At 67.2% G+C, this 24,898-nt stretch carries 24 protein-coding genes, 1 other RNA gene and 1 pseudogene; 10 read left to right on the top strand and 16 right to left on the bottom strand.

Going from position 1 to position 24,898, the window contains the following annotated elements; translation table 11 throughout:
• Window position 1: 1 nt before the first annotated feature.
• The 3 genes from KF783_RS12700 to KF783_RS12710 all read left to right on the top strand — a co-directional run bounded on the left by KF783_RS12700 (window position 2) and on the right by KF783_RS12710 (window position 2,892).
• Complete coding sequence (locus KF783_RS12700) at window positions 2–907, top strand: flagellin (RefSeq protein ID WP_294080035.1); 906 nt, start codon at window positions 2–4, stop codon at window positions 905–907.
• 103 nt (window positions 908–1,010) lie between these two features.
• Window positions 1,011–1,874, top strand: a complete 864-nt coding sequence (gene motA, locus KF783_RS12705; RefSeq protein WP_294079904.1) for a flagellar motor stator protein MotA — start codon at window positions 1,011–1,013, stop codon at window positions 1,872–1,874.
• A 112-nt stretch (window positions 1,875–1,986) separates the two neighbouring features.
• On the top strand, window positions 1,987–2,892 hold the full coding sequence (locus tag KF783_RS12710; protein WP_294079906.1) for a flagellar motor protein MotB: 906 nt from the start codon (window positions 1,987–1,989) through the stop codon (window positions 2,890–2,892).
• Between the two features lie 28 nt (window positions 2,893–2,920).
• Here KF783_RS12710 and KF783_RS12715 read toward each other — a convergent pair whose 3' ends face one another.
• The 3 genes from KF783_RS12715 to KF783_RS12725 form a co-directional block, all read right to left on the bottom strand.
• On the bottom strand, window positions 2,921–5,743 hold the full coding sequence (locus KF783_RS12715; RefSeq protein ID WP_294079908.1) for a TonB-dependent receptor: 2,823 nt from the start codon (window positions 5,741–5,743) through the stop codon (window positions 2,921–2,923).
• A gap of 117 nt (window positions 5,744–5,860) precedes the next feature.
• Entirely contained in the window at window positions 5,861–6,976 is a 1,116-nt protein-coding gene (locus KF783_RS12720; RefSeq protein WP_294079910.1) for a glycosidase, read from the bottom strand.
• A gap of 47 nt (window positions 6,977–7,023) precedes the next feature.
• Entirely contained in the window at window positions 7,024–7,317 is a 294-nt protein-coding gene (locus KF783_RS12725; RefSeq protein WP_294079912.1) for a chorismate mutase, read from the bottom strand.
• 121 nt (window positions 7,318–7,438) lie between these two features.
• On the opposite strand from KF783_RS12725, the gene KF783_RS12730 reads away from it, so the two are divergent.
• Window positions 7,439–8,452 (top strand): polyprenyl synthetase family protein, encoded by a 1,014-nt coding sequence (locus tag KF783_RS12730; RefSeq protein WP_294079914.1) that lies wholly within the window; start codon window positions 7,439–7,441, stop codon window positions 8,450–8,452.
• Here KF783_RS12730 and KF783_RS12735 read toward each other — a convergent pair.
• Window positions 8,449–8,661: a hypothetical protein gene (locus KF783_RS12735; protein WP_294079916.1), complete on the bottom strand. Its 213-nt coding sequence runs from the start codon at window positions 8,659–8,661 to the stop codon at window positions 8,449–8,451. The two genes, KF783_RS12730 and KF783_RS12735, sit on opposite strands and share 4 nt — an antisense overlap.
• A 92-nt stretch (window positions 8,662–8,753) precedes the next feature.
• Here KF783_RS12735 and hrpB point away from each other — a divergent pair, with 92 nt between their 5' ends.
• Window positions 8,754–11,237 (top strand): ATP-dependent helicase HrpB, encoded by a 2,484-nt coding sequence (hrpB, locus tag KF783_RS12740; protein ID WP_294079918.1) that lies wholly within the window; start codon window positions 8,754–8,756, stop codon window positions 11,235–11,237.
• A gap of 11 nt (window positions 11,238–11,248) precedes the next feature.
• Window positions 11,249–11,530 (top strand): ETC complex I subunit, encoded by a 282-nt coding sequence (locus KF783_RS12745; protein WP_294079920.1) that lies wholly within the window; start codon window positions 11,249–11,251, stop codon window positions 11,528–11,530.
• Window positions 11,531–11,536: 6 nt separating this feature from the next.
• On the opposite strand, the gene KF783_RS12750 is transcribed toward KF783_RS12745, so the two are convergent.
• From KF783_RS12750 to KF783_RS12770, 5 genes are read right to left on the bottom strand one after another with little or no spacing between them, the layout of a single operon-like run.
• On the bottom strand, window positions 11,537–12,073 hold the full coding sequence (locus KF783_RS12750) for an NUDIX hydrolase (protein WP_294079922.1): 537 nt from the start codon (window positions 12,071–12,073) through the stop codon (window positions 11,537–11,539).
• The gene (locus KF783_RS12755) at window positions 12,070–12,741 is read right to left on the bottom strand and encodes a hypothetical protein (protein ID WP_294079924.1); all 672 of its coding nucleotides are present in this window, start codon (window positions 12,739–12,741) and stop codon (window positions 12,070–12,072) included. Before KF783_RS12755 ends, KF783_RS12750 begins: the two co-directional genes overlap by 4 nt.
• Window positions 12,741–13,550: a TPM domain-containing protein gene (locus KF783_RS12760; RefSeq protein WP_294079926.1), complete on the bottom strand. Its 810-nt coding sequence runs from the start codon at window positions 13,548–13,550 to the stop codon at window positions 12,741–12,743. The genes KF783_RS12755 and KF783_RS12760 overlap by 1 nt, the downstream gene beginning before the upstream one ends.
• Window positions 13,547–14,065, bottom strand: a complete 519-nt coding sequence (locus KF783_RS12765; protein ID WP_294079928.1) for a YgcG family protein — start codon at window positions 14,063–14,065, stop codon at window positions 13,547–13,549. The genes KF783_RS12760 and KF783_RS12765 overlap by 4 nt, the downstream gene beginning before the upstream one ends.
• Window positions 14,066–14,093: 28 nt before the next feature.
• Window positions 14,094–14,684 carry a LemA family protein gene (locus tag KF783_RS12770; protein ID WP_294079930.1) on the bottom strand — a complete coding sequence of 197 codons (591 nt, stop codon included), beginning with the start codon at window positions 14,682–14,684 and terminating at the stop codon, window positions 14,094–14,096.
• Window positions 14,685–14,825: 141 nt separating this feature from the next.
• Here KF783_RS12770 and mscL point away from each other — a divergent pair, with 141 nt between their 5' ends.
• Window positions 14,826–15,290: a large conductance mechanosensitive channel protein MscL gene (gene mscL, locus KF783_RS12775; protein ID WP_294079931.1), complete on the top strand. Its 465-nt coding sequence runs from the start codon at window positions 14,826–14,828 to the stop codon at window positions 15,288–15,290.
• Window positions 15,274–15,756 (top strand): GNAT family N-acetyltransferase, encoded by a 483-nt coding sequence (locus tag KF783_RS12780; protein ID WP_294079932.1) that lies wholly within the window; start codon window positions 15,274–15,276, stop codon window positions 15,754–15,756. The genes mscL and KF783_RS12780 overlap by 17 nt, the downstream gene beginning before the upstream one ends.
• Window positions 15,757–15,769: 13 nt before the next feature.
• Here KF783_RS12780 and KF783_RS12785 read toward each other — a convergent pair whose 3' ends face one another.
• Window positions 15,770–16,201, bottom strand: coding sequence for an Rrf2 family transcriptional regulator (locus tag KF783_RS12785; RefSeq protein ID WP_294079933.1), 432 nt, complete (start codon window positions 16,199–16,201; stop codon window positions 15,770–15,772).
• 47 nt (window positions 16,202–16,248) lie between these two features.
• On the opposite strand from KF783_RS12785, the gene ssrA reads away from it, so the two are divergent.
• Window positions 16,249–16,634, top strand: a transfer-messenger RNA (tmRNA) gene (gene ssrA, locus KF783_RS12790).
• Here ssrA and KF783_RS12795 read toward each other — a convergent pair.
• Window positions 16,634–17,803 carry a serine hydrolase domain-containing protein gene (locus KF783_RS12795; RefSeq protein WP_294079935.1) on the bottom strand — a complete coding sequence of 390 codons (1,170 nt, stop codon included), beginning with the start codon at window positions 17,801–17,803 and terminating at the stop codon, window positions 16,634–16,636. The genes ssrA and KF783_RS12795 overlap by 1 nt on opposite strands.
• 400 nt (window positions 17,804–18,203) lie before the next feature.
• On the opposite strand from KF783_RS12795, the pseudogene KF783_RS12800 reads away from it, so the two are divergent.
• A pseudogene (locus KF783_RS12800) lies at window positions 18,204–18,353 on the top strand (transposase); the annotation flags it as partial.
• A 55-nt stretch (window positions 18,354–18,408) separates the two neighbouring features.
• Here KF783_RS12800 and KF783_RS12805 read toward each other — a convergent pair.
• The 5 genes from KF783_RS12805 to KF783_RS12825 form a co-directional block, all read right to left on the bottom strand.
• Window positions 18,409–20,076, bottom strand: a complete 1,668-nt coding sequence (locus KF783_RS12805) for a hypothetical protein (protein WP_294079937.1) — start codon at window positions 20,074–20,076, stop codon at window positions 18,409–18,411.
• Between the two features lie 381 nt (window positions 20,077–20,457).
• The gene (pnp, locus tag KF783_RS12810; protein ID WP_294079938.1) at window positions 20,458–22,773 is read right to left on the bottom strand and encodes a polyribonucleotide nucleotidyltransferase; all 2,316 of its coding nucleotides are present in this window, start codon (window positions 22,771–22,773) and stop codon (window positions 20,458–20,460) included.
• Between the two features lie 215 nt (window positions 22,774–22,988).
• Window positions 22,989–23,258: a 30S ribosomal protein S15 gene (gene rpsO, locus KF783_RS12815; RefSeq protein WP_294079939.1), complete on the bottom strand. Its 270-nt coding sequence runs from the start codon at window positions 23,256–23,258 to the stop codon at window positions 22,989–22,991.
• Window positions 23,259–23,281: 23 nt separating this feature from the next.
• Window positions 23,282–24,190, bottom strand: a complete 909-nt coding sequence (gene truB / locus KF783_RS12820) for a tRNA pseudouridine(55) synthase TruB (RefSeq protein ID WP_294079941.1) — start codon at window positions 24,188–24,190, stop codon at window positions 23,282–23,284.
• Complete coding sequence (locus KF783_RS12825) at window positions 24,190–24,882, bottom strand: site-2 protease family protein (protein WP_294079943.1); 693 nt, start codon at window positions 24,880–24,882, stop codon at window positions 24,190–24,192. Before KF783_RS12825 ends, truB begins: the two co-directional genes overlap by 1 nt.
• Window positions 24,883–24,898: the final 16 nt, after the last annotated feature.

Consider the following 24,898-nt stretch of genomic DNA (forward strand, 5'->3'; position numbering starts at 1 on the left):
GATGCGCGTGACGACCAGCCAGACCTTTGACCGGCCGAGCCTGTTGATGGCAAACCTCAACCGCGAGGCGGATCGGTTGCAGACCCAGGTGGCGACCGGCAAGAAGATCCAGGCCCCGTCCGACAGCGCTCCGGACTGGCAGCGGCTATCGACGCTCAGCCGGGCGGCGGCGGACGACACCGCCTATACCAGCAACGCGAAACTCGCCCAGTCGCTGCTGGCGGACAGCGACGCGTCGATGTCGTCGATCGAGACCCAGCTCCAGCGCGCCAAGGAAATCGCGGTTCAGGCGAACAGCGACACGCTGTCCCCGGAGGCACGCAGCCAGCTGAAGGATCAGGTCGATGCGATCATCACCGACATCCTGAACCTTGCCAATGCCAAGGATACGCGCGGCCAGCCGCTGTTCGCCGGCGCGTCCGGCGACACCGCCTATGCGCGGCAGGGCGATGGCAGCATCGCCTATGTCGGCGGCGGCGAAGCCTCCACCATCCCGATCGCCAACGGCGTTTCGGTTCAGGCGACCCAGAGCGGGGCGCGCGTGTTCGCGGTCAAGACCGACAGCGGCGACAGCGACGTCTTCGCCATCCTCTCCGCCTTTTCGGCGGCGCTGGCGACCGACGCACCGCAGGGCGGCATCGACAAGGCGCTCGGCGAGCTGGATTCGGCGCTCGACAGCGTCGGCACCGTCCGCTCCTCGATCGGCGCGCGCGCCTATGGCGTCGATCTGGAACTCAACCGCCTGTCCGACGCGAATGTCGCGCGGGAAACCGAGCGTTCGGGGATCGAGGACGCCGACACCACCGAATCGATCGCCCAGCTGCAAAAGACGCTGACCATTCTTCAGGCGACCCAGGCCAGCTTCACCAAGCTGACCAGCCTGTCGCTGTTCGACTATCTGCGCTGACGTCTCAATCCGCCGGTAACCATATCGTTAGGGTTTGGCGGCAAGACTGTCGGAAGGCGCCCGCACCGGATCCTGCGGGCGCGATACGGGGGTTCACGCACGCATGTTTCCGATCATCGGCCTTGTCGTCCTGATTGCGATGGTCTTCGGCGGCTTCGTCTTTACCGGCGGCGCGCTCGAACCCGTGCTTCATGCGATCCCGCACGAAATGCTGATCATCGGCGGCGCCGCCATGGGCGCGTTGATCATCGGCAATTCGGGGCGCGAGCTGAAGGCGCTGGGCGGCGGATTCGCCAAGGTGCTGAAAGGGCCGAAATACAAGAAGCAGGACTATCTCGACGTCATCTTCCTCGTCAGCAAGCTGATGAAGATGCTGCGCGTCGATGGGCCGATCGCGCTTGAACCGCATGTCGAGGATCCCAAATCGTCCGCCATTTTCGCGGAATATCCGCGCCTGCTCGCCGACCACACGCTCGTCAACCTGATCGCCGACACGCTGCGCCTGGTCGTGGTTTCGTCCGGCACGCTGGACGTCAATGCGGTTGAGGACGTGATGGACAATGCCATCAAGACCCACCACCACGAGGTCGAGGAGCCGCAGCACGCGATCCAGAACCTGGCCGATGCGCTGCCCGCGCTGGGCATCGTCGCGGCGGTGCTGGGCGTGGTCAAGACGATGGGATCGATCGACAAGCCGCCCAGCATCCTGGGCGCGATGATCGGATCGGCGCTGGTCGGCACGTTCCTGGGCGTGCTGCTCGCCTATGGCATGATCGGCCCGATGGCGAGCCGCCTCAAGCAGATCATCGACGCCGACGCCGCGATCTATCACACGGTCAAGCAGATCATCATCGCCTCGCTCCACGGACACCCGCAGCCGCTGGTGATCGAGGCGGCGCGCAGCGGCATCGCCCATCACAATCAGCCCGGCTTTGCCGAGGTGTTCGACGGCCTGCGCGGAAGGTAGTGTTTTTCGTGCGTCCCGGCACCGCCCTCCGCAGCCTGTCCGTCGATACTGCGCATCACCGGAGCCCGGGGGTGCGGGCTGGTGCCGCCTCGCGCCGTGAGGCGTCGGACAAATGACCGCGCGCGCGCCACATGCGGCCAAGCAGCCGCCCAAGATCATCGTCAAAAAGGTCTTCATCGAAGGCGGCGGCGGCCATCACGGTGGCGCATGGAAGGTCGCCTATGCCGATTTCGTGACGGCGATGATGGCGTTCTTCCTGCTGATGTGGCTGCTGGGCGCGACCAACGAGAAGCAGCGCAAGGCGCTGGCCGACTATTTCGCGCCGACCCTGATCGAGTTCAAGCAGAACAGCGCCGGATCCAACGGGCTGCTGGGCGGCAACGCGATGCAGGGCAAGGACAATTACCCGACCATGGCCAAACAGACCGGAACCCGGTCGATGACCATTCCCGCCGGCGCGACCGGCGGTGACAATGTCGGCACCGGCGAGAAGGGCAGCCTGAAGAACAAGGAGGCGATGGACGCCGCCGATCGCAAGAGCTTTGCGAAGATGAAGCAGGAGATCGAGGGCAAGATCCGTTCGACCCCGGGCCTGGCCAAGCTGGGCAAGCAGGTGCGGTTCGTGCCGACGCGCGATGGCATGCGGATCGACCTGATGGACGACGCGGACTATTCGATGTTCGCGCTGGGGACGACCAATTTCGTGCCGGAAGCGGCCAAGCTGGTCGCGCTGGTCGCGCAATCGATCGCCGAAACCGACAACCCGCTGATGATTCGCGGCCACACCGACAGCCTGCGCTATGGCGATCCGACCAACATGAACAACTGGATGCTCTCCAGCGCCCGATCCGAAGAGACGCGCCGTCGGCTGACCGCAAACGGCGTACCGGAAAGCCGGTTCGAACGGATCGAGGGCGTCGCCGATCGCGAGCCGCTGATCAAGGAAAACCCGGCCGATCCGCGCAACCGCCGGGTCGCGATCACCCTGCTCTACAACAAGAGCCGGTTCGAGCGCTGACCCCGCATTCGGCGGGGGGCGCCGGACTTTAGAAAAACATCTTGCGGATGCTGATCCGCACCGTGCGCCCGACCGGATCGAGCAGCCCCGGCTGATAGCTGAGCGGCGTCGCGCCGGATTTGTCGGTCACCTTCAACCGGCTGTCGAACAGGTTATCGACCGCCAGCGTCACCCGCGTGCCGACCAGCCAGCGATTGTCGCGCACGAATTTGAACTGCGGGCCGAGCGTGGCGAAGGCGCGCAGCCCGACCGTCGTCTGGTCGCCGAACCGCAGTTCGTCGCTGCTGGTCGCGCCGCCGACCACGCGGGTCGCGCTCTTCCAGTCGGCGTTGAGGCGGATGCCAATCCCGTCGCGTACCACGCCTGCGCGCAATTCGACCTGGTGCCGCGGCGAACCACCGCGGCTTCCCGTCGCCGACCCGTTGAGCAGGTCGAGATCGGGCAGGCCGTCGCGAATCACGATCCGGTCGGTCAGCGCGATCGTGTGATATAGCGACAGCTGGATCCGCCCGCTCTGCCCCGGCCCGCCGCCGCCGCGCCCGCCGCCAAAGCCGCCGCCACGCCCGCCAAAGCCGCCACCGCCACCGGGCCGCCCGCCCGCGCCCTGGCGCGGGCCGTCGGGGCGGTTGCCCGGCCCGCCCTGGGCCTGACCAGTCTGCGGCTGACCGCTTTGGGGCTGACCACCCTGCGCATCTCCGGCCTGCTGGCGTGCGGCCTGCCGCGCGGCGCGCTGGGCCATGAACTGTTCCATCGCCTTACGGGTCAGGGGCGAGCTGATCGGCTTCGAGAAATTGATGCCCCAGCGAATTTCCTGCCGCTCGCTGCGTTCGAAATTGACCGGGCGATTGTCGATGCGCAGCAACTGCCCGCTGCCATCGCGGACGAACCGGCTGGGGAATGCCGCTTCCAGTTCCGCGGTGGCGGTCGGGAACGCGGCGATCGGATTGTGGATGACGCTGCGATTATAATCGACGTTGAAGGTAAGATCGGTGTCCTTGAACGGCCGGCCGTACAGACCGATCTTCATCACCCGGCGATTGTCGGCCGACAGACCCGGATTACCGCCGTCGATGCGGGTGATGTCCACCGTTTCGCCGCGTACGAAATCGAACACCCGCACATTCGGCGTCGCGATTACCGGGTTGCCGAGCTGCTGCGCGGTCGGCGCGCCCTCTTCCCGCGTGGTCGAGGCGATGACGAAGATCCCGTCGATCGGGCTCCAATTGGCGCCATAGCCATAGGTGAACAGCGTGCCGAAATCGGAAAGCTGCTCGACCTCTGCATTGGCGTTGAGCGAGAAATTACCGAGCGCCGAGAGCACCGCCCGGCCGCGACTGGCGATCGGCAGGTCGATATTCGCACGCACACTGCCGCTGTCGCGCCCGATCCTGCCGGTCGCGGTCACGCCGTTGCGAAAGGATTCGCTTTCCAGATCGCTGGTCTGTCCGGCGATCTTGAAACTGGTCATCACGTCGCCCGCCGGCAGCTTTGCGATCGGGCCGTTGAGCAGCAGGTCGAGCGACCCGGCATTGGATACCGACCGCGCACGATCGGCGGGCCGGATGACGATCGCGTCCGACGCCAGCGGGCCGAACGGATTGAAGGTGACATCCCCGGCGTCGAGCCGCGCCTGGAGGATCGTCGCGTCGATCCCGGTTTCGTTGACGGAGCGGGTTTCGGCGCGGTCCCAATTGCCGGTCACCGACCAGCGCCAGCGCCCGATATCGCTGTTGAGCGCAAAGCCGCCATGCAGCGTCTGATTGTTGCTGCTGCGCGTCAGCGGGCCGAACTGGTCGTAATAACGGAACAGGCGGGTGTCGGCGCCGAACGGCGAAAAGGGGTTTCCGGCCGGAAGCGTCAGGCTGGCGCTGGGCAGGCCGTTCAGCGATTCGTTCTGAACCTGTTCGAGCGAGAGGTTGATCGTCGCGGCGACCTTGCCAAGGTTGCGGGCGAGGACGCCGTTGATCTTGAGATCGACCGTATCGGGCGCGAGCGTACGATAGGGTGACAGATCGGTCGAATTGGGATTGTTGGCCGCGGCGAGGAACCCGTTGAGCGGCACCGCGCCGCTCGCCGCCGCCGTCGGGGCGCCCGCGACGGTCACGGTGGTTCCGGCCAGCGCGCTCAGACGCGGGTCGATCTCGCCACCGGCGAGCAGGCCGGTGACGTTGCCGATCCGGTCCCATGGCTGGGCCGGGGCGCTGGTGATGATGTCGCGCTGGCTTTCCAGCAGGCGGTTGTCGCGCTCCAGCTCGACATTCAGGTTGATCCGGCCATTGTTACTGAGGCGCAGGATGCCGAGTTCGAGATCGGCGCCGGTGCGCCCGCCGGCGGTCGCAAAGGTTCCCGTCGCCTCCCCGGTGATCGCGCGAAAACGCCGGCGGAGCACGATGTTCACGACCCGCTGATCGGCGCTGTAGCCGAGCTTGAGCGCGGCCTCTTCGGGAAGGATGTCGATGCGTTCGATCGCTTCGGGCGGAATGTCGCGGATTTCGGAGAAGCTGGAAATGCGCCGCCCGCTCAGCAACAGGACGGGCCGGCCGCTGCTGCGCCCCCGGCCGCTGCGCGTCTGGGGTTCCAGTTCGGTGAGCAGCTCGGCGATCGACCCCGCGCCATAAGCGCGGATGTCGGCGGGATTGAGCACCTTTTCGGGCTTCACGTCGCCCTGCACCGCGCCGCGCAGTTCACCGGTGACGACGATGTCGTCGCCATAGTCGTCGGTCGGGGCGGGTTGCTCCTGTGAAGGCGGCGTGGCGGGCGCGGGCGGCGCGGGCGCATCCTGTGCGGCGGCCATCGCCGTCTGGGCGGACGTCGCCATCAATCCCGCCATCACCCACGATATACGCCGCATCGATTTCTCCATCCCGGACGCACGCACATGGCGCCGGAGCCTGGCGGCCCTAGTGCGCAATTGTCGCAAAATTGTGCCGGTGCGAAAAAGTTGCGCACCGGCGGACGATTCGCCGCGCTACCCGAACCGGTCGCGGGGAAGGTGGGTGATGCGGCAGGCGAGATCCGCTTCGCCCGAGGCGACGATCCAGCTGTCCCCGCCATCGGCGATGCCGGTGGTGAAGACCACCTGGCCCGGCAGATACAGGCGATCGGCGATCGGCGCGGTCAGCCGCTCGTCCGCTTCGATCAGCGGCGCATCATCCTCGATCCGCAGCGCCGTTGCCGGATCGTCGCGATCGAGCAACGCCCAGAAGGTACGATAGACGCCGATCGCCCCGCGCTGTTCGACGCCATGATACAGCATCAGCCATCCGTGCGGTGTCAGCACCGGCGGAGTCCCGCCGCCCATGCGCAGGTCGATCGCCGTCCCCCGGCGGGCGCGAAGACCCGGCGCATCGAGCGGCTTCCAGTGCAGCGCGTCGGGCGACTGGGCGAGATGGATCGCCGGACCGCCGACGAAATCGCCATCCGGCGGGGGCGCGAAATAAACCTCCCCCAGCGGTCGGGTGAGCGCCATGAAGCGCCCGCCGACCTTACCCTCGAACAGGCACATGTCCTTGTTCTGGTGATCGAGGACGATGCCTTCGCATTTATAGTCCAGCCCGTTGAGCGAGCGGTAGAGCACGCTGCACTGCCGCTCGTCCGACACCGCGCAGACCGTCATGTACCACGATCCGCCGATGACGCTGATCCGCGGATCCTCGATCCCATAGGCCATGAACGGCCCCGATGGCTCGATCGCCTTGTCGTAATGGACCTTCACCACGGCGCGCGCGTCCGGCGTCAGTTCGACCGGCAGCAGCCAGGACAGCGAGGTGAGCCCGAGCAGCGGCGGCCGGCGCCCACGCAGGGCGAAGGTGCGCGGATCGGTCATCTCGATCGCGTCGAGCGGATAGGCGTCGAGCGCATATCCGCTTGCGGTCCAGCGGATCGCACGCGCATGGCCGGCGACCACCGGTTCGGTCAGCGCCTCGGCAACGCGCACCATCAGCAGCAGGTTGCCGCCCGGCAGCCGGGTAAGCCCCGGGTTGAACGCGCCGAGCACATAGGTCCCCGCGTCGAGCGAGCGGCGCAGCGGCGAACGGGAAAGATCGACATCGTCGGGCGTGAAGATCAGGGCGTCGTCGGACATGCGGCGCGCTCCGCAGCGAGAGAAAAGAGAAAGGGGCGGCGGCCGGATCAGGCCGCGGCGGGCGGCCCTTGCAGCCGGGCATGGTGGCGGATCACCTCGTCGATGATGAACCGCAGGAATTTCTCGGAAAATTCCGGATCCAGATCGGCCTGCGCCGCCAGCGCACGCAGGCGCGCGATCTGCCGCTCCTCCCGCCCCGGATCGGCGGGCGGCAGCCCGGTCTCGGCCTTGTAATGGCCGACCGCCTGGGTGATCTGGAACCGCTCGGCCAGCAGGAAGACCAGAGCGGCGTCGATCCGGTCGATGCTCTGGCGATAGCGTTGCAGCGTCTCGTCGCTCATCGGCGCGTCTTTCCCTCCGGGGCTGTTTCGCGGCCCGCGCGCCTTCTCGCGCCGCTTTCCGTCATGCGCAAGCCCCGCGGGGTTGCCTTTGTCACCGGTTGCCGCCACATCGCGGTCAGCCATGAGCGCGACCATCCACCGCATCGGCCGCAACGCGGACCCTTCGCTCGATCCGATAATCGCGCTGGTCGCGGCGGACATGAACCTGGTCAACGCGGTGATTCTCGACCGGATGCAGTCGCAGATTCCGCTGATCCCCGAACTGGCCGGCCACCTGATCGCCGGCGGGGGCAAACGGATGCGCCCGATGCTGACGCTGGCGAGCGCGCGACTGCTCGATTATTCCGGCGCGCGCCATCACCGGCTGGCGGCGGCGGTGGAGTTCATCCACACCGCCACCTTGCTCCACGACGATGTCGTCGATGGCTCCGACATGCGGCGGGGCAAGCGCGCGGCCAATCTGATCTGGGGGAATCCGGCCAGCGTGCTGGTCGGCGATTTCCTGTTCAGCCGCAGCTTCGAACTGATGGTCGAGGACGGCAGCCTGAAGGTGCTGAAGATCCTGTCCAATGCCAGCGCGGTGATCGCCGAGGGCGAGGTGAACCAGCTGACCGCCGCGCGGCGCATCGACCTGGGCGAGGAACCTTATCTCGACATCATCGGCGCGAAGACCGCCGCGCTGTTCGCCGCCGCGTGCCGGATCGCCGCCGTGGTCGCCGAACGGTCGGAAGGGGATGAGGCCGCGCTCGACGCCTATGGCCGCAATCTCGGCATCGCCTTTCAGCTGGTGGACGACGCGATCGACTATATTTCCGACGCCGGCACGATGGGCAAGGATGCGGGCGACGACTTCCGCGAGGGCAAGATGACGTTGCCGGTCATCCTCGCCTATGCGCGCGGCACCGACGCGGATCGCGGGTTCTGGCGCGAGGCGGTGCTGGGCCGGCGCGTCTCCGACGAAGATTTCGCGCACGCGGTCGATCTCGTCCGCTCCAGCCGCGCGGTGGACGACACGCTGGCCCGCGCGCGCCATTACGGCCAGCGCGCGATCGACGCGCTGGGCGGCTTTCCGGGCAGCGCGGCAAAGGACGCGATGATCGAAGCGGTCGAGTTCGCGGTCGCCCGCGCCTATTAGACCTCTTCTTCGGCGTCGGTATCGTCGTCGATCCCCAGCGCATCCTCCTCGTCGGCGTCCAGCGCGTCGCCGATCGCCTCGCTCATCATGTCGAGCTGGTCGAAGGTCGCGGTGAATTCGGTGGTGTCCCCATCCTCATCCTCGATCCCGATCAGATAGTCGCCATTGCCGTCGGCGGTGACGGTGAAGCTGGCAATTCCCTTCGCCATGAAGCGTCTCCTTTCAACGCGCCGAACGCGCGTCGCGAGCTTCGGTGCCATGCCGCTTCAAGCCGGGCGCCGAATTGCGTAGAGATCGCGGGGTGAGCGCCCTGCCCATCCACAACGTCCTGCCCGACCTGCTCGACGCACTGCGCGCGGGGGCGGGCGCGGTGCTGGTCGCGCCGCCCGGCGCGGGCAAGACGACGGCGGTCGCCCCCGCCCTGCTCACCCAGGACTGGTGCGATGGCGAGGTGCTGCTGCTCTCACCCCGCCGGCTGGCCGCGCGTGCGGCGGCGGAGCGGATGGCGGCGCTGGCGGGCGAGCGGGTCGGCGCGACCTATGGCTATGCCACCCGGATGGACACGCGTCGGTCGGCGGCGACGCGCGTGACCGTGGTGACCGAAGGGATTTTCGTGAACCGGATCCAGGCCGATCCGGAACTGGCCGGCGTGTCCGCCGTGCTGTTCGACGAGGTGCATGAGCGCAGCCTGGACAGCGATTTCGGCCTGGCGCTGGCGCTCGACGCGCAGGCCGCGCTGCGCCCCGACCTGCGGCTGGTGGCGATGTCGGCGACGCTGGACGGCGCGCGTTTCGCCGCACTGCTGGGCGAGGCGACGCCAGTGATCGAGAGCGAGGGGCGCAGCCATCCGCTCGATATCGTCCATCTGGGCCGAACTGCCGAGGCGCGGATCGAGGAGTCGGTCGCCGCCGCGATCCGCCGCGCGCTCGCCGAACGCGCGGGCGGGGTGCTCGCCTTTCTCCCCGGCGTCGCGGAGATCGAGCGGACGGCCGACCGGCTGGCCGACCTGCCCGGCGTGGCGCTGCACCGGCTGCACGGCAGCCTGGACCCGGCGGCGCAGCGGGCGGCGATCGCGCCCGATCCGGAGGGACGGCGCAAGCTGGTGCTGGCGACATCGATCGCCGAGACCTCGCTCACGCTCGACGGTATCCGGATCGTCGTCGATTCGGGGCTGGCGCGGCGCCCGCGCTACGATCGCGCCGCCGGCATGACCCGGCTGGTGACCGAACGCGCGAGTCAGGCGGCGGTGACGCAGCGCGCGGGACGCGCCGCGCGGCAGGGGCCGGGGACCGCCTACCGCCTGTGGGAAGCGGCGGCGACCGCCGGGCTGCCGCGGTTCGATCCGCCGGAGATTCGCGAAGCCGATCTGTCCGCCCTGACGCTCGATTGCGCGCTGTGGGGTGTGGCGGATCCGCGCACATTGCGCTGGATCGACCCCCCGCCCGATGCGGCGGTCGAGGAGGCGCGGGCGCGGCTGTCGATGCTTGAGGCGATCGATACGGACGGGCGCCCGACCGCGCATGGCAAGGCGATCGCGCGCCTGCCCGTGTCGCCGCGATTGGGGCATATGCTGGTCCGCGCCGGCGACCTGGGGCTGGCCGGGACGGCCGCGCGGGTCGCGGTCCTGCTGGGCGAGCGCGGGCTGGGCGGCACCGAGGCCGATCTGGAGCATCGTCTGCGGCGCTGGGATGGCGAGCGCGGGCAGCGTGCCACCGCCGCGCGGCGGCTCGCGGAGCGCTGGGCCGGCCTGGTCCCCGCTGGGGCTGGGGCTGGGGTGGGGACTGGGGCCGGGGTGGAGTTCGACCCCGCCAATGGATCCGATGTCGCGCGGTGCGTCGCGCTCGCCTTTCCCGATCGCATCGCCCGGCGACGCGATGCCAGCGGAGAGACATGGGCATCGGCGGGCGGGCGCGGATTCCGGCTCGACCCCGCATCGCCGCTGGCCCGCCACGCATGGCTGGCCGTCGCCGAAACCCAGGGCATGGCGGCGGGCGCACGCATCCTGTCCGCCGCGCCGATCGCACCGGACGCGGTCGAGCAGATGTTCGCCGACCGGATCGAAACGCGGCGCGCGGTCCGGTTCGACCCGGCAACGGGCCGGGTGGAAGCGTCTCGTGAACGGCGGCTGGGGGCGATCCGCCTGTCTACGGGTCCCGATGCGGACGCCGATCCCGCCGCGGTGGCGGCCGCGCTGGTCGCTGGGGTGCGCGACCATGGCCTCGACCTGCTCCCCTGGCCCGATGCCGCGCGCGCGCTGCGTACCCGCGCCGCCTATGCCGGGATCGATTTGCTGGACGATGCCGCATTGCGCGCCGACCTCGCCGACTGGCTGGCGCCGATGGTCGCCGGCAAGCGGCGGCTCGACGCGATCGCTCCCGACCTGCTGATCCAGATGTTGCACAACCGACTCGGCTGGGACGGGCAGCGCGCGATCGATCGGCGCGCGCCGGCGCGGTTCGAAACGCCCGCCGGATCGAGCCATGCTATCGACTATGCCGCCGATGGCGGGCCGACGGTGGAGCTGCGCGTACAGGCACTGTTCGGCCTGGCCACCCATCCGGTGGTGGGCGACGGCGTGCCGCTGATCCTGTCGCTGACCTCGCCCGCCGGGCGCCCGATCCAGACGACGCGCGACCTGCCCGGTTTCTGGGCCGGAAGCTGGGCCGATGTCGCGAAGGAAATGCGCGGCCGCTATCCCCGCCATCCCTGGCCCGACGATCCCGCCGGGTCGCATGCGACGCTTCGCACCAAAAAAGCCGATGCGCGCGCCGCCGGTTCGCGATAAGGAGCGATCCCATGTCGACCGCACGCATCTATCAGCGCCCGAAAAACGCCATGCAGTCGGGCCGGTTTCGCACCGACCGCTGGGTTCTGGAATTCGATCCCGCCGAGCGTCAGCGGCCCGATCCGCTGACCGGATGGGCCGGATCGGGCGATACGCGCGCGCAACTGCGGCTGAACTTTCCGACGCTGGACGCGGCGCGGGAATATGCCGAGCGTGAGGGCATCGCCTATCATGTCGTGCCGGCGCCGACCCGCACGCTGAAGCTCCAGGCCTACGCCGACAATTTCCGCTAAGGCGGATCAGCCGGCGAGCAGGGCCGGCGCCAGCACCAGCAGCAGTTTGACGTCGATCGCCATGCCGCGCGCGCGACAGGTTTCGACGAACGCCGGCACCTGTTCGCGCGGAACGCGGTGGACGGTGATTCCCTCCCCCTCGACGCCGCCGCCCTCGCCCATCCGGGTCAGATCGTGCGCGCGAACCAGCGTGAAGCTCTCACTGACCATGCCGGGCGAGGAATAATAGTCGCCAAGCGAGGTGACGCGCCCGGGGCGATAGCCGGTCTCTTCCTCCAGCTCGCGCGCGGCGGCGGCTTCGGCGGGTTCATCGACATCCTCGTCACCGACCAGACCTGCGGGCAGTTCAAGGCAGGCGCGACCCAGCGGCACGCGATATTGTTCGACCAGGATCAGCCGATCCTCAGCGTCGAAGGCGACGATCACCGCCGCGCGAATGCCGCGCGCGCGCGCGACATATTCCCACCGGCCCTGTTTCTTCGCGGTGATGAAACGGCCCTGCCACACGGTTTCGACCGGCGCGTCGCGATCCGGCACGCTCACAGTTCGATCAGCCGGTCGGGCAGCTCGTTGGGATTGTCGCGCGTCTTGGGAAAGTGCAGCGCCAGGATCGCGCCCATGCGTGCGACCGCCTCGGCCATGCCGCCCGCCGGGTCGCCGGCGCGCACGCGATCGACCAGCGCGACCATCGCCTCACCCCATACACGATCCTCGACCCTGGCGGTGATCGCCGCATCCGCGACGATCTCTGCCCGGCGTTCGACGAGGCTGAGATAGAGGAGGATGCCGACCCGGCCGAGCGTGCGCTTCTCTGCGCTGGTCTTGAAGAATTGCACCGCGCGCCGCCGCACCCGCCGCGCGCGTACCGCAGCGGGGATCAGCGCCCCGCGAAACGGCAACGCCTCAAACCCGAAGCGCACCGCGAGGAAGACCCCCGCCTGCGTCACCGCGATCACCGCCAGTTCCACGACGCGGCGTGCCTCGCCCCAGCCGCCGGTGAACAGCGCGACCTTCGCGTCGAGGATCGCGGGAAAGGCGGCGTACAGCCCCAGTACCAGCAGCATCGCCGCCCCGGCATAATAGAGCGATACGTCGTGATAATGATCGGACCAGTCGGCGACGATCGTCACGATCTCTCCGTCCGTGTCCAGTTCGGCGGCGGTCACCGCCGTCGTCACGCGATCATGTTCGGATGCCGTGAACCGCTTCATCACCACCCCCCCGATGCGCCGCCGCCGCCGAACGATCCGCCGCCGCCGGAAAAGCCACCACCGCCACCGCCGCCCCAGGACGATCCCCCGCCCCAGCCGCCGCCCGACGACCCGCCGCCATCGCCCCAGCCGGAACCCCAGATCACCACCGGCGCGCGGCCACGGCGATATCGGCGGCCGCGGGCATTGCCGAACACCACCGGCAGGACGAAGAAGAACAGGATCGCGAGCCAGAAGACGATGAAGATCCAGTCCCCGTCATCACCGCTCTTTTTCTTCTTCGCGCCCGCATCCAGCAGCTGCTTGGCGCGCGCCTCGGCAGCTTCCAGCGGGAGCTTGAGCTGCTCGTTGATCGCCGCCGCGCCGGCGACGATGCCGCCGCCCATATCCCCCGCCTTGAACCGGGGAAGGATATCGTCATTGACGATCTGGCTGGCCAGCGCGTCGGTCACGATCGGCTCAAGGCCATAGCCGACCTCGATCCGCACCTTTCGTTCGTTGGGGGCGACCAGCAGGATGATGCCGTTATTGGCCTCGCTTTGCCCGATTTCCCATGCGCGGCCCAGGCGATAGCCATAATCCTCGATCGGATAGCCTTGCAGGTCGGTGACCGTGGCGACCACCAGCTGTCGCCCGGTCGCCTGCTCGGTCGCCTCCGACATCTGGGTGATCTGCGCCACCTGTTCGGGGGACAGCAGGCCCGCGGCGTCCGCCACCCGGCCGGTGAGCTTGGGAAAACTCTGCGCATGCGCCGCCGTGACGGCGAGCGTGGCGAGCATCAGGGCGAGGAACAGGCGCGCGACCCTCATGGCGTGGCTCCCGGTACGTTGATTTCACGGATGATCGCGGCGCTGCCGGCCAGGATGCCGCCAGCCATGTTTCCGGCGCGGAAGCGCGGCAGTATCCGGGTGTCGATAATCGCCCTGGCCTCCTCGTCCCTCAATATTTGCTCGAGGCCATAGCCAACCTCGATCCGTACCTTTCGTTCCGACGGGGCGACGATCAGCAGCACGCCATCGTCGATGCCCTTGCGTCCGATTTGCCAGCTGCGGCCCAGATCGACACCGAACCGCTCGATCGAGCGCCCCCGCAGCGACGGCACCGTCACCACGACGAACTGATGCCGGGTGGCACCCTCGGTCATCGCGAGCGCGTCCGTGAGTATCGCCTCCTGCGCGGGCGAAAGCAGCCCGGCATCGTCCACGACCCGCCCGGTCAGGACCGGAAGGTCGCCCACCTCATCCGCCGGCGCCCGCGACGGCGGGGCGGTCGGCCCGCATGCCGATATCGCGAGCAGCAGCGGCAAGGCCAGTGCGCGTCGCATGTCCGGCCTGCGGATCGCTCGCGACCCGTCAGTTGCCGTTGCCGAAGTCCACCGTCGGGGCGGTATCGGCGCCGGCCTTTGCCTGGAACGGCGTCATCGGCTTGGCACCATAGAAGACCTTGGCGCCGATCGCGTCGGGGAAGGTGCGGATCGTCGTGTTGTAGCTCTGCACCGCCGAATTATAGTCGCGGATCGCGATGGTGATGCGGTTTTCCGTCCCCTCGAGCTGGCTCATCAGGTTGGTGAAATTCGCCTGGCTCTTCAGTTCGGGATAGGCCTCCACCGTGGCGAGCAGCCGGCCGAGCGAGCTGGACAGCGCGCCCTGCGCCGCCTGGAATTGCTGTACCTTGGCCGGATCGGTCAGGTCGTCGGCGCTGACCTGCACCGATGTCGCGCGGGCGCGCGCCTCGGTCACCTGGGTCAGGATCTGCTGTTCGGACTTGGCCGCGCCCTTCACGGTCGCGACAAGATTGGGGATCAGGTCGGCGCGGCGCTGATACGTCGCCTGGACGTCGGCCCATTTCGCCTTCGCATTTTCCTCGGCGGTTGGAACGCTGTTGAGGCCGCAGGCGGACAGCAGGGCCGCAGCGACGAACGCGGCGGCGAGACGAAGCTTCATGTCGAAACATCCCTCCATGTGTGTCGCATCGATACGACACCTCTTCATTAGGGACCCGCACGCGCCAGCGCAACGGAAACCGGAAATTGCCGGGCGGGGCGGCGTGCGATAAGGCGGGCCGGCCACCAACCGGGAGGACCCATGCTCAAGGAATTCCGCACCTTCATCGCGCGCGGCAACGTGCTCGACCTTGCCGTCGGCGTGATCATCGGCGCCGCTTTCGGAACGATCACCAAATCGCTGACCGACGACATCATCATGCCGGTGGTGGGGTGGATTTTCGGCGGTTTCGACTTTTCCAGCTACTTTATCCGGCTGGGTCCGATCCCCGCGACCTATAGCGGATCGGCGTCCAACTATGCCGCGCTGAAGGCGGCGGGCGTTCCGCTGTTCGGCTATGGCGAATTCGTGACGGTGGTGATCAATTTCCTGATCCTCGCCTTCATCGTGTTCCTGCTGGTGCGCAGCGTGAACAAGCTGATCGCCGACCTGGAGGACCAGAAGAAGCAGGGGACCGCACCGCCCGCCGCCGACCCGGCCGACATCGTCCTGCTGCGCGAGATTCGCGACGAACTGCGCAGCGGACGCGGTGGCGACGCCGGCTGACGCCCCACGCCTGCGGACCGCGCGCGCGGCGGATTTCGACCCGCTGGGCCGGGTCATGTTCGACGCGGTGCATGGCGGCGACAGCCCCTATGACGCGGGCCAGCGCGCGGCGTGGGTGGCCGAACCGCGGCGTGGCGAACCGTGGCACGCGCGGCTCGCCGCCCAGCATGTCGTGCTGGCTGAGGACGCGCACGGCGCGCCCGTCGGCTTCATGTCCTTGGCCGCGGGAGGGTATATTGATTTCGCCTATATCCTGCCCGGTGCGCGCGGCACGGGCCTGTTCCGGCGGCTGCTAACCGCGATCGAGGAGGTCGCGCAGCACGCGGGCGCGCGGCGGCTGTGGGTTCATGCCAGCCTGATGGCGGAACCCGCCTTCGCCGCATCGGGGTTCGTGGTGCTGGACCGCGAGGAGGTGACGATCGGGGATCAGCGACTCGCCCGCTGCACGATGGAGCGGGCCGGTTAGCCGGAACGGCGGATCAGGCCGCCTCCAGATCCCGGGCGTTGGTATCGGCCAGGCTGGTGCCGTCGAGGATCCGGGCGGTTTCGTCGCGCACCCGCGCCATCGCGTGGCGGATCGCACAGCTCGCCTCGTCCTGACAGTCGCCACAGGCGCGATAGGCGGTGCGGCTGACGCAGGACACCAGCGCCAGCGGCCCTTCGATCACGCGGATGATCTCACCCAGCGAGATGAGGTGCGCCGGACGGGACAGGCGATAACCGCCCATCTTGCCCCGCGTCGAATCGATGAAGCCGGCTTCGCGCAGATCGGCCAGGATCAGTTCCAGAAACTTGCGCGGCACGTTCGCACTGTCGGCGATCCGCGTCATCGGCGTCGGCGGCCCATGCAATGGCTGTCCGGCCAGATAGATCATGGCGCGCATCGCATAGCGGGACCGCTGGGTAAGCATGGCACGCTCTTTGCTCTGCCTTTGTGGCGATGTGAAGGCCAAATCCCACTCTTTTCATTCGGATTTCGCCGCCTATATTGGCGAGTGCCGGGTTCGCCCGGCTATGACGATAAATTGTGGCGTGCAATAGACGCAGCGGACCCGGGGGCAGTACCCGGCGGCTCCACCAGAAATGGTGGTGGAACTGGACACCGTTTCTGACGGGGCCGAACCAGGATCGACGTGTGTTGAAAAGCGCTGTTTTCGTTCGGAATGGGACCACCGCGACGGCCCATACACACAAGTGCCAACGATAACGAAGCACTCGCTATTGCGGCGTAATCCCAAGGCCTAGCGGCCTAAGATTACTCTAAAATGCGCGGTTGGACCGCACCGGGCAACAGAAGCGGATTCCAGCGGTACGGGAGGCACCGGGCAACAGAAGCCTCCCACTCACCTGCCTCTTGCCAGCCGCTCCTCCTCAGCGCTGAACGCGCCGACTCCCTTGCTGTCGGGCGGGGTCGCGGTGGCGAAAAAGGCGACGCCGGTGCCGGCCGCGCGGTCGATCCACAGGCCCGAACGCAGGCCATAGGCCTCACCCGCATGGCCGATCCGGGTGCGGCCATCGCCGAACAGGTCGTCATGGCAATCCGTCCCGGCGGTCGGGATCGTCGTCACCGCCAGCCCATATTGGCAGTAGAATCCGCCGACGCTCTCTCCATTCGATCCGTCGAACCGCCACGCCATCCGTTCGAGTTCGGCGATCGATGCGCGTTTGAGGAAACTGCCATCGTCGCGCAGCAACATGCGCCCGATCACCGCCAGATCGCGCATCGACGCGCGCAGCCCTCCCTGGGGAGAGAACAGCGCACCATTTTCGCCGAGGCGATAGCCCGCCAGATCGCATCCCGCAGCGGCGATGACCGGACAGGCCGGCCGCTTGCCGCCCAGATCGTCCAGCGCCACCTCCCCGCTCGCACGGTAGAGCACGACGTGCCGCGCAACCTTTGCGTCGGAGCAGGTGGACCAGTTATAACAGGCGTCGAGCCGGAGCGGCGCGAGCACCAGCCGCTGCATGAGCAGGTCGAATCGCTGTCCCCCCGCCCGCTCCATCACGCTGGCGATCACCGGAAAGGCGATATTGGCGTACCGGAAATAGCTGCCCGGCGCATGCCGCGAATCCCACAATGCGGGCCGATCGACCACGTCGCGCAGCCGTTCGCCCAGCGGAACGCGATATTCTTCCGGATCGATCAGCCCGGAGCGGTGGGACAGCAACAGGCGCAGCGTCACCGGCGCATCGGGAAAGGCCGGGTTGCGCAGCCGCCAGCCGAGCCAGTCCGACACGTCGCGATCCAGGTCGAGCTGCCCCGCCTCGACCATCCGCATCACCCCCAGCGCCACCACCAGTTTGGAGATGCTGGCGATCCGCACCGGATCGTCCGCCGTAACGCGGCGGCCGGTGGCACGATCGGCGATGCCGGTCGCGCGAACCGCCGTCACGCCGCGCGCATCGAACGCGACGCGAACCTCGGCAGGGGCGGTCATGGGAAGCGGCGCGGGCGGCGGCGTGGCGGCGCAGCCGGTGGCGAGCAGGAGCAGGGCGGGGGAAAGCGGACGCATCGCGCGATCATGGCGCGTCACCCACAAATGAAAAGGGGGTCCGGCCTGGCCGAACCCCCTTCACCATCGTTTCAGGCAGAGGCGATCACTCGTCGCCGGTCAGGAATGCGGGCAGGCCGATATCCTCGCCGCCCTCGTCCTTCGACTCGCTGCGCTCACGACGGGGGCGGTCGCCGCCGCGCTCGCCGCGCTCGCCACGGTCGCGGCGCGGGCCGCGATCGTCACCGCTGGCCAGGTCGGCGATGTCACACCGCGGCAGCCCTGCTCGACGGCTTGTCCGCGAATGCTGTGCTCGCCGACAAAGCCTATGACAGCATTGCCTTTACGCAAGATCATCGCCGGCATGGGCGCCGAGGCGGTGATCCCGTCCAATCGCTGTCGCAAGATCGCCATCCCCCACGACATCGCCATCTACAAGCACCGAAATCAGATCGAGCGATGCTTCAACAAGCTCAAACACTACCGCCGCTTCGCCACCAGATACGAACGCCGAACCGCTCACTACCTCGGCTTCGTTCACCTCGCCGCCGCAATCATCTGGCTACGGTAAATGTCGATCCGACCTAGAGAGCTGCCGTTCAACGCGCTGGTGTCCAATGTCGGCTCTACTTTCCGCTCGCATCGCCTAGCTGCCAGGCTAATCGGACCTGCGCGGTAAAGATCGGCCGGTAGCGGATCAGCGTCTGTTGCGCCTCCCGGCCGAAGTCGGAATAGGTCGCCACCCGTGCCAGCACGCCATCACCGGCAATGCGATACAGAGAGCGCGCCGCGTCGTGTTCGGCCGCCGGACCGGCCAGCAGATCAGCGAGATTCGCGTCGCCGTCGATCCGCCTCTCGGCGCCTTCAGGATAGGCTGCCGTCCAGATCCGACGTGCCCGCGCCAGTAATTGCCTGGCCTGCGCCACATCGCCCCGCGTCCGAAATTGTTGGCCGAGTTCGGTTACCAGATCGCCCGTATCGGGATTGTCGGCATATGGTGTCCGATCGATGTCGGCGAGCAGGCTACGCAAGGATGCAATGCTGTCGCGTGTGCCGTCCTCGCGATGGAACCGCGCGAGCATGGCGATACCGCGAACGCCGCCGCCAAAATGCCATGGCAGATAGCCGGGTGTATTGCCCGCTCGGTCCAGCCATTCCTTCGCCTTCGCGCGCTGTCCCCGCGACAGGTAGATGCGGGCGCCACGATACGCTGTCAGTCGATGAAATTCATCTGATCCCGGCTTTTCAGCGGCGATATCCGTCTGCCCCAGACGCAATATCAGGTCGGCTTCGGCCAGGGCGCCCCGTTCAACGAGGATTTCGGCAAGTGCGGTGATATCGCGATACTTGCCGAAGGACTGCACTCGTTCCTTCTCTTCGATAATCGATCGAAGCAGCACCTCCGCCTCGGCAAAGCGGCGTTTGCGAACGAGAGCCTCGGCCCGTGCGCTCTCCGCCTCCAGGCGCTCGGCCCCCGCCCCTGCGGATCTCGAGCGGGATGACACGGATACTTCCAGCGCCCCATCGAGGTCGCTGACACCCAGCAGCGCCTCGATCAGCTTGGCTCGGTTCGCCCACAAAGCAGCTTCCTGCTGGACGGTTCGAATCCGCTTCGCCTTGCGCATGCGCTGATCGAGCGCATAGCGATAATTTGCAATAGCCTGTTCAAACCGCAGTTGAGCCATATCGAAATCGGCGCGGATTACGGCAATCTCCGCCAAATCCACGTCGGCGACCGTCGCTCGCCTGTTCCAGAACGCAGCCGCGCGGTCGATCCAGCGCGTGTCGAGATATATTTTTTCGGGATCGCGCTCTCCTGGTCGCGGCATCGGCCCCACAATCGTGCGGAAGAAATCGGCGAGAAAGAAGCGTGGCTGGGGTCGCCTCAGCACCGCCAACTGATAAAGCGCTACGCCCATCATGGGGTGGTCAGGATCACGTCTCTCGAAGATCTGTAGCGCGAACTCGAGCATTTCCTCGCGCTGGGTGCCGTCTGTGGATTGCTTGGCGAGGTGTACGAGGAACATCGCGAACTGTGGGTCGTCGAGTCCCCAATATTCGCGTGCGAACGCGATCGCCTCGGTTCTCGCCGGTAGCCGCCTGGCGATGACGCTGGAGCAATCGAGCTTCGCACAGCCGCGCAGGCGCCTCGCCAGCACTGCGCGCGCCGACGCATACTGGTCCGGCTCGATCTTCGCCTCGTATAGCCACCGCAGAGAGCGAGGAATGCCGGCAGCGGCGTCACGCGCGCCCGCCGCCGTCAGCAACGCCCCGATCACGGCGAACAAGGTCAAGCGAGACGCGTTCATGGGCAGCATCCTGCCGGCAAGCAGCCGGAGCGGCAAGCACCACATTCTGACAGGATCGGCCGAATCGAACGCGGACGCCGCTTCCCGACGCGCGTAACGTCTCGATCGCTCGACTTCTCGCTGCAGCCCGGAAAGGTCTGCAACGACGACGACTATCCACTGCCGAGCGATGCGGACTGACCTGCCGCAATCCGGCGCGAAATCGAGGCTTTAAGACAATGTCGAACCTTGGGTCACCACCGCGCAGCGGGCCGGAATTGCCGGCTGAGAGCGGTCAATCGGCTATCGGCCCACTTTCGGCCCTCTGTTCAAAACGAAAAGGACCCCGGTCTCCCGGAGCCCTCTTCGTCAGCCTGAGCGCCGGTCTCAGTCGCGGTCGCCGGTCAGGAACGCGGGCGGCGAGAATTCCTCGGACCCTTCGTCCTTGCCGCTTTCCGAACGCTCGCGGCGCGGCCCACGGCCTTCGCGGCGCGGGCCGCGATCGTCACGGCCGCCCCGATCACCCCGGTCGCGGCGCGGGCCGCGATCGTTACGATCACCCCGGTCGCCGCGCGGTTCGCGCGCCGGACGGGTATCCTCCAGCTCTTCGCCGGTTTCCTGATCGACCACGCGCATCGACAGGCGGACCTTGCCGCGCTGGTCGATCTCGAGCACCTTGACCTTGACCTCCTGGCCTTCGCTCAGGACGTCGCTGACCTTCTCGACGCGCTCATTCTTGATCTCGGAGACGTGGACGAGGCCGTCCTTGCCGCCCATGAAGTTCACGAACGCGCCGAAATCGACCAGGTTGACGACCTTGCCGTTGTAGATCTTGCCGACCTCCGGCTCCTCGACGATGCCCTTGATCCAGTTCATCGCCGCTTCGATCTGCGCGGTGTCGGACGAGCTGATCTTGATGACCCCCTCATCGTCGATATCGACCTTGGCGCCGGTGGTGGCGACGATCTCGCGGATCACCTTGCCGCCGGTGCCGATGACGTCGCGGATCTTCGACTTGTCGATCTGCATCGTCTCGATGCGCGGGGCATGGGCGGACAATTCGGTGCGGGTTTCGCCCAGCGCCTTGTTCATTTCGCCCAGGATATGCGCGCGGCCTTCCTTGGCCTGCGCCAGTGCGGCCTCGAAGATCTCCTTGGTGATGCCGGCGATCTTGATGTCCATCTGCATCGTGGTGATGCCTTCGGACGTGCCGGCCACCTTGAAGTCCATGTCGCCGAGATGATCCTCGTCGCCCAGGATGTCGGACAGGATCGCATAATCCTTGCCTTCAAGGATCAGGCCCATGGCGATGCCCGAAACCGGCCGCTTGATCGGCACGCCGGCGTCCATCATCGCCAGGCTGCCGCCGCAGACCGACGCCATCGACGACGAGCCGTTCGACTCGGTGATGTCGCTGGTCAGGCGGATCGTGTACGGGAACTCGTCCTTGGTCGGCAGCACCGGGTGCAGCGCGCGCCACGCCAGCTTGCCATGACCGACTTCGCGACGGCCCGGCGCGCCGAAGCGGCCGACTTCACCGACCGAATAGGGCGGGAAGTTATAGTGCAGCATGAAATGCTCGTAGCGCAGGCCGTTCAGGCCATCGATCATCTGCTCGCTGTCCTTGGTGCCGAGCGTGCAGGTCGCGATCGTCTGGGTTTCGCCGCGGGTGAACAGCGCCGAACCGTGCGCGCGCGGCAGGAAGTGGGTTTCCGCCACGATCGGACGGATCTGGGTGGTGGTCCGGCCGTCGATGCGCTTGCCGTCCTTCAGGATCGCGCCACGGACGATTTCCGCTTCCAGCTTCTTGGTCAGCTTGATGCCGGCCATGACGTCCTGCGGGCTGAGGCCGTCGGCGGCGAAGCTCTCCTTCGCCTTCGCGCGCGCTTCGTTGAGCGCGTTCGAACGGGCCGACTTGTCGGTCAGCTTGTAGGCGGCGGCGATGTCCTTGCCGATCAGCTTCTTCAGCTTGTCCTTGAGCGCGGCATTGTCGTCCGACGACGCCATTTCCCAGGGTTCCTTGGCGGCCTGCTCGGCAAGCTTGATGATCGCCTTGATCACCTCGCGGCAGGCGTCGTGCGCGAACAGGACCGCGCCCAGCATGACCTCTTCCGACAGCTCATTGGCTTCGGATTCGACCATCATCACCGCGTCATAGGTCGCGGCGACGACCAGATCCAGGTCGCCCTCGGCCACCTGTTCGTCGGTCGGATTCAGGATATATTCGCCATCGACGTAACCGACGCGCGCGGCGCCGATCGGGCCCATGAACGGCACGCCCGAAATGGTGAGCGCAGCCGACGCGGCGACCATCGCCAGCACGTCCGGCTCATTCTCGCCATCATAGGACAGGACCTGGGCGATCGCGTTGATCTCGTTGTAGAACCCTTCCGGGAACAGCGGGCGGATCGGACGGTCGATCAGGCGGGAAACCAGCGTTTCCTTTTCCGTCGCGCCGCGCTCACGCTTGAAGAAGCCGCCCGGGATGCGCCCGGCGGCCGAATATTTTTCCTGGTAATGGACGGTGAGCGGGAAGAAGTCCTGCCCGTCCTTCACGCTCTTTGCGGCCGTGACGGCGCAGAGCACGACGGTTTCGCCCAGGCTCGCCATGATGGCGCCATCGGCCTGGCGGGCAACCTTGCCCGTTTCGAGTGTCAGGGTTTGTCCGCCCCACTCGATCGATACGGTTTTCTTGTCGAACATTTGATTTCCTTTACGCCCGTCGCCCAGTGCGACGGGGGCCTTTGAGTGAGCCAGTGTCGGCTCAAAGAGGCTGCCGGATTGCGGCCTCCATGTGCGCTCCTGCGAAGGCAGGAGCCCAGGGTCACGTGCGAACCGCCTGTTTCCCTGGATCCCGGATCAAGTCCGGGATGACGCAATACGTAAACGGCCCGCCGAGGCGGGCCGTAACGATTGCGTCACTTGCGAAGGCCGAGCTTCGCGATGAGTGCGGTGTAGCGATCGCCGTCCTTCTTGCGAAGGTAATCCAGCAGGCTGCGACGCTTGTTGACCAGCATCAGCAGGCCGCGGCGCGAATGATTGTCCTTCGCATGGCCCTTGAAATGCTGGGTCAGGTTCTGGATGCGCTCGGTCAGGATCGCGACCTGGACCTCGGGGCTGCCGGTGTCGCCTTCGACGCGGGCATGTTCCTTGATCAGCGCTTCCTTGCGCTCGACGGTGATCGACATATGATTTCCTTCGACATCGTGACTTACAGGTTGAAGCCGCGCACGACCCGGACGATCCCGTCCGAAACCTCGACCAGCGCGACGGGCGTGTCGCCCGCGATCGCAAAGTGTTGGCCGTCGCTCGCAGCGATCCCGGTCAATGTCTGCCCCATGCGGAGCGCCCCTGCCTGACCGGGGGAGAGGGGTAGAGCCGGGATGTCGTCCAGCCCCGCCCTCAACGGCAGGAGGCAGTGTTCAAGGTTGCGCCCCTTAGCGGCCTCAGCCAGTTTGTCCAGTGAAATCGCGGAGTCGAGCGTGAAGAGACCGGCCCTGGTACGGCGCAGCGCGGTGACATGGCCAACGGTGCCGAGCGCCAGCGCGATGTCGCGCGCGAGGCTGCGGATATAGGTCCCCTTCGACACGGTCGCCACACAGTCCAGCGCGTCGATCGGCCCCTCGTGCGGCATGGCGTCCACCGAGATCGAGTGAATCGTCACCGAACGGCTCGCCAGCGAGACTTCGGCGCCCGCCCGCGCCAGATCATAGGCGCGCTCCCCGTCCACTTTCAAAGCGCTGAACGCAGGCGGCACCTGATCGATCGGCCCGGTGAAGCGCGAAAGAACGTGCGACACCCCGTCCCCCGTCGGACGGTTGGGACTGGTCGCGATCACGCGCCCCTCCGCGTCGAGCGTGTCGGTCTGGGTGCCGAACGCGATCGTGAAGCGATAGGTCTTGTCGCTGTCGAGCATCCGGCCGGCCAGCTTCGTCGCCTCACCCACCGCGATCGGCAGCACGCCGGTCGCCAGCGGATCGAGCGTACCGCCATGGCCGACCTTGGGCAGGTCGCGCAGCTTCGGCCCGTATCCGGCGTCGCGCAGCGCCCGCTTGACCGCGCTCACCCCCTGGGTCGATCCGAGGCCCAGCGGCTTGTCGAGAATGATCCAGCCGTGCATCAGCCGGCGATCATCGCCGCGATCGAGAGATACCAGTCGGTCACCGCCGCGACCGGGGGCAACACCACCCGCTCGACGATGTCCGCATCGGGCCAGATCGCCGGAACGACGAGCAGCAGGATGAACAGCAGCGGAAATCCGAACCGGGCGAGCGCGGCCCAGCGCTCGGCGAGCGGCGGCGGCAACAGCCCCTGCACCACATGCCCGCCGTCGAACGGCGGCACCGGCAACAGGTTGAACAGCGCGAGAAAGATGTTCACCGCGACGAAGTTGAACAGATTGGCCGCCACGAACGCGCTCGGCCCGGAAAGATCCCCCTCCCCGACCATCGCGAGCAACAGGCCCAGCAGCACCGCCCCCACCAGCGCGAGGACAAGGTTCATGCCCGGCCCCGCCAGCGCCACCCACATCATGTCGCGTCGCGGATTGCGCAGGCGGCGATAATCGACCGGCACCGGCTTTGCCCAGCCGAACACCGGCATCTTCGCCAGCGCGAGGATCAGTGGCAGAACGACCGTGCCGACCGGATCGACATGGCGCAATGGATTGAACGACAGGCGCCTGCGCTCCGCCGCCGTCGGGTCGCCCAGCGCGCGGGCGGCCAGTCCGTGCGCGACCTCGTGAAAGACGATCGCGATCACCAGCGGGATGATCCAGATGGCGGCGCGGTAGACGATCGAATCGGGGTTCATGGATGCGATCTAGGGT

Source organism: Sphingomonas sp., assembly GCF_019635455.1.
In the GTDB taxonomy this organism is placed as follows: domain Bacteria; phylum Pseudomonadota; class Alphaproteobacteria; order Sphingomonadales; family Sphingomonadaceae; genus Sphingomonas.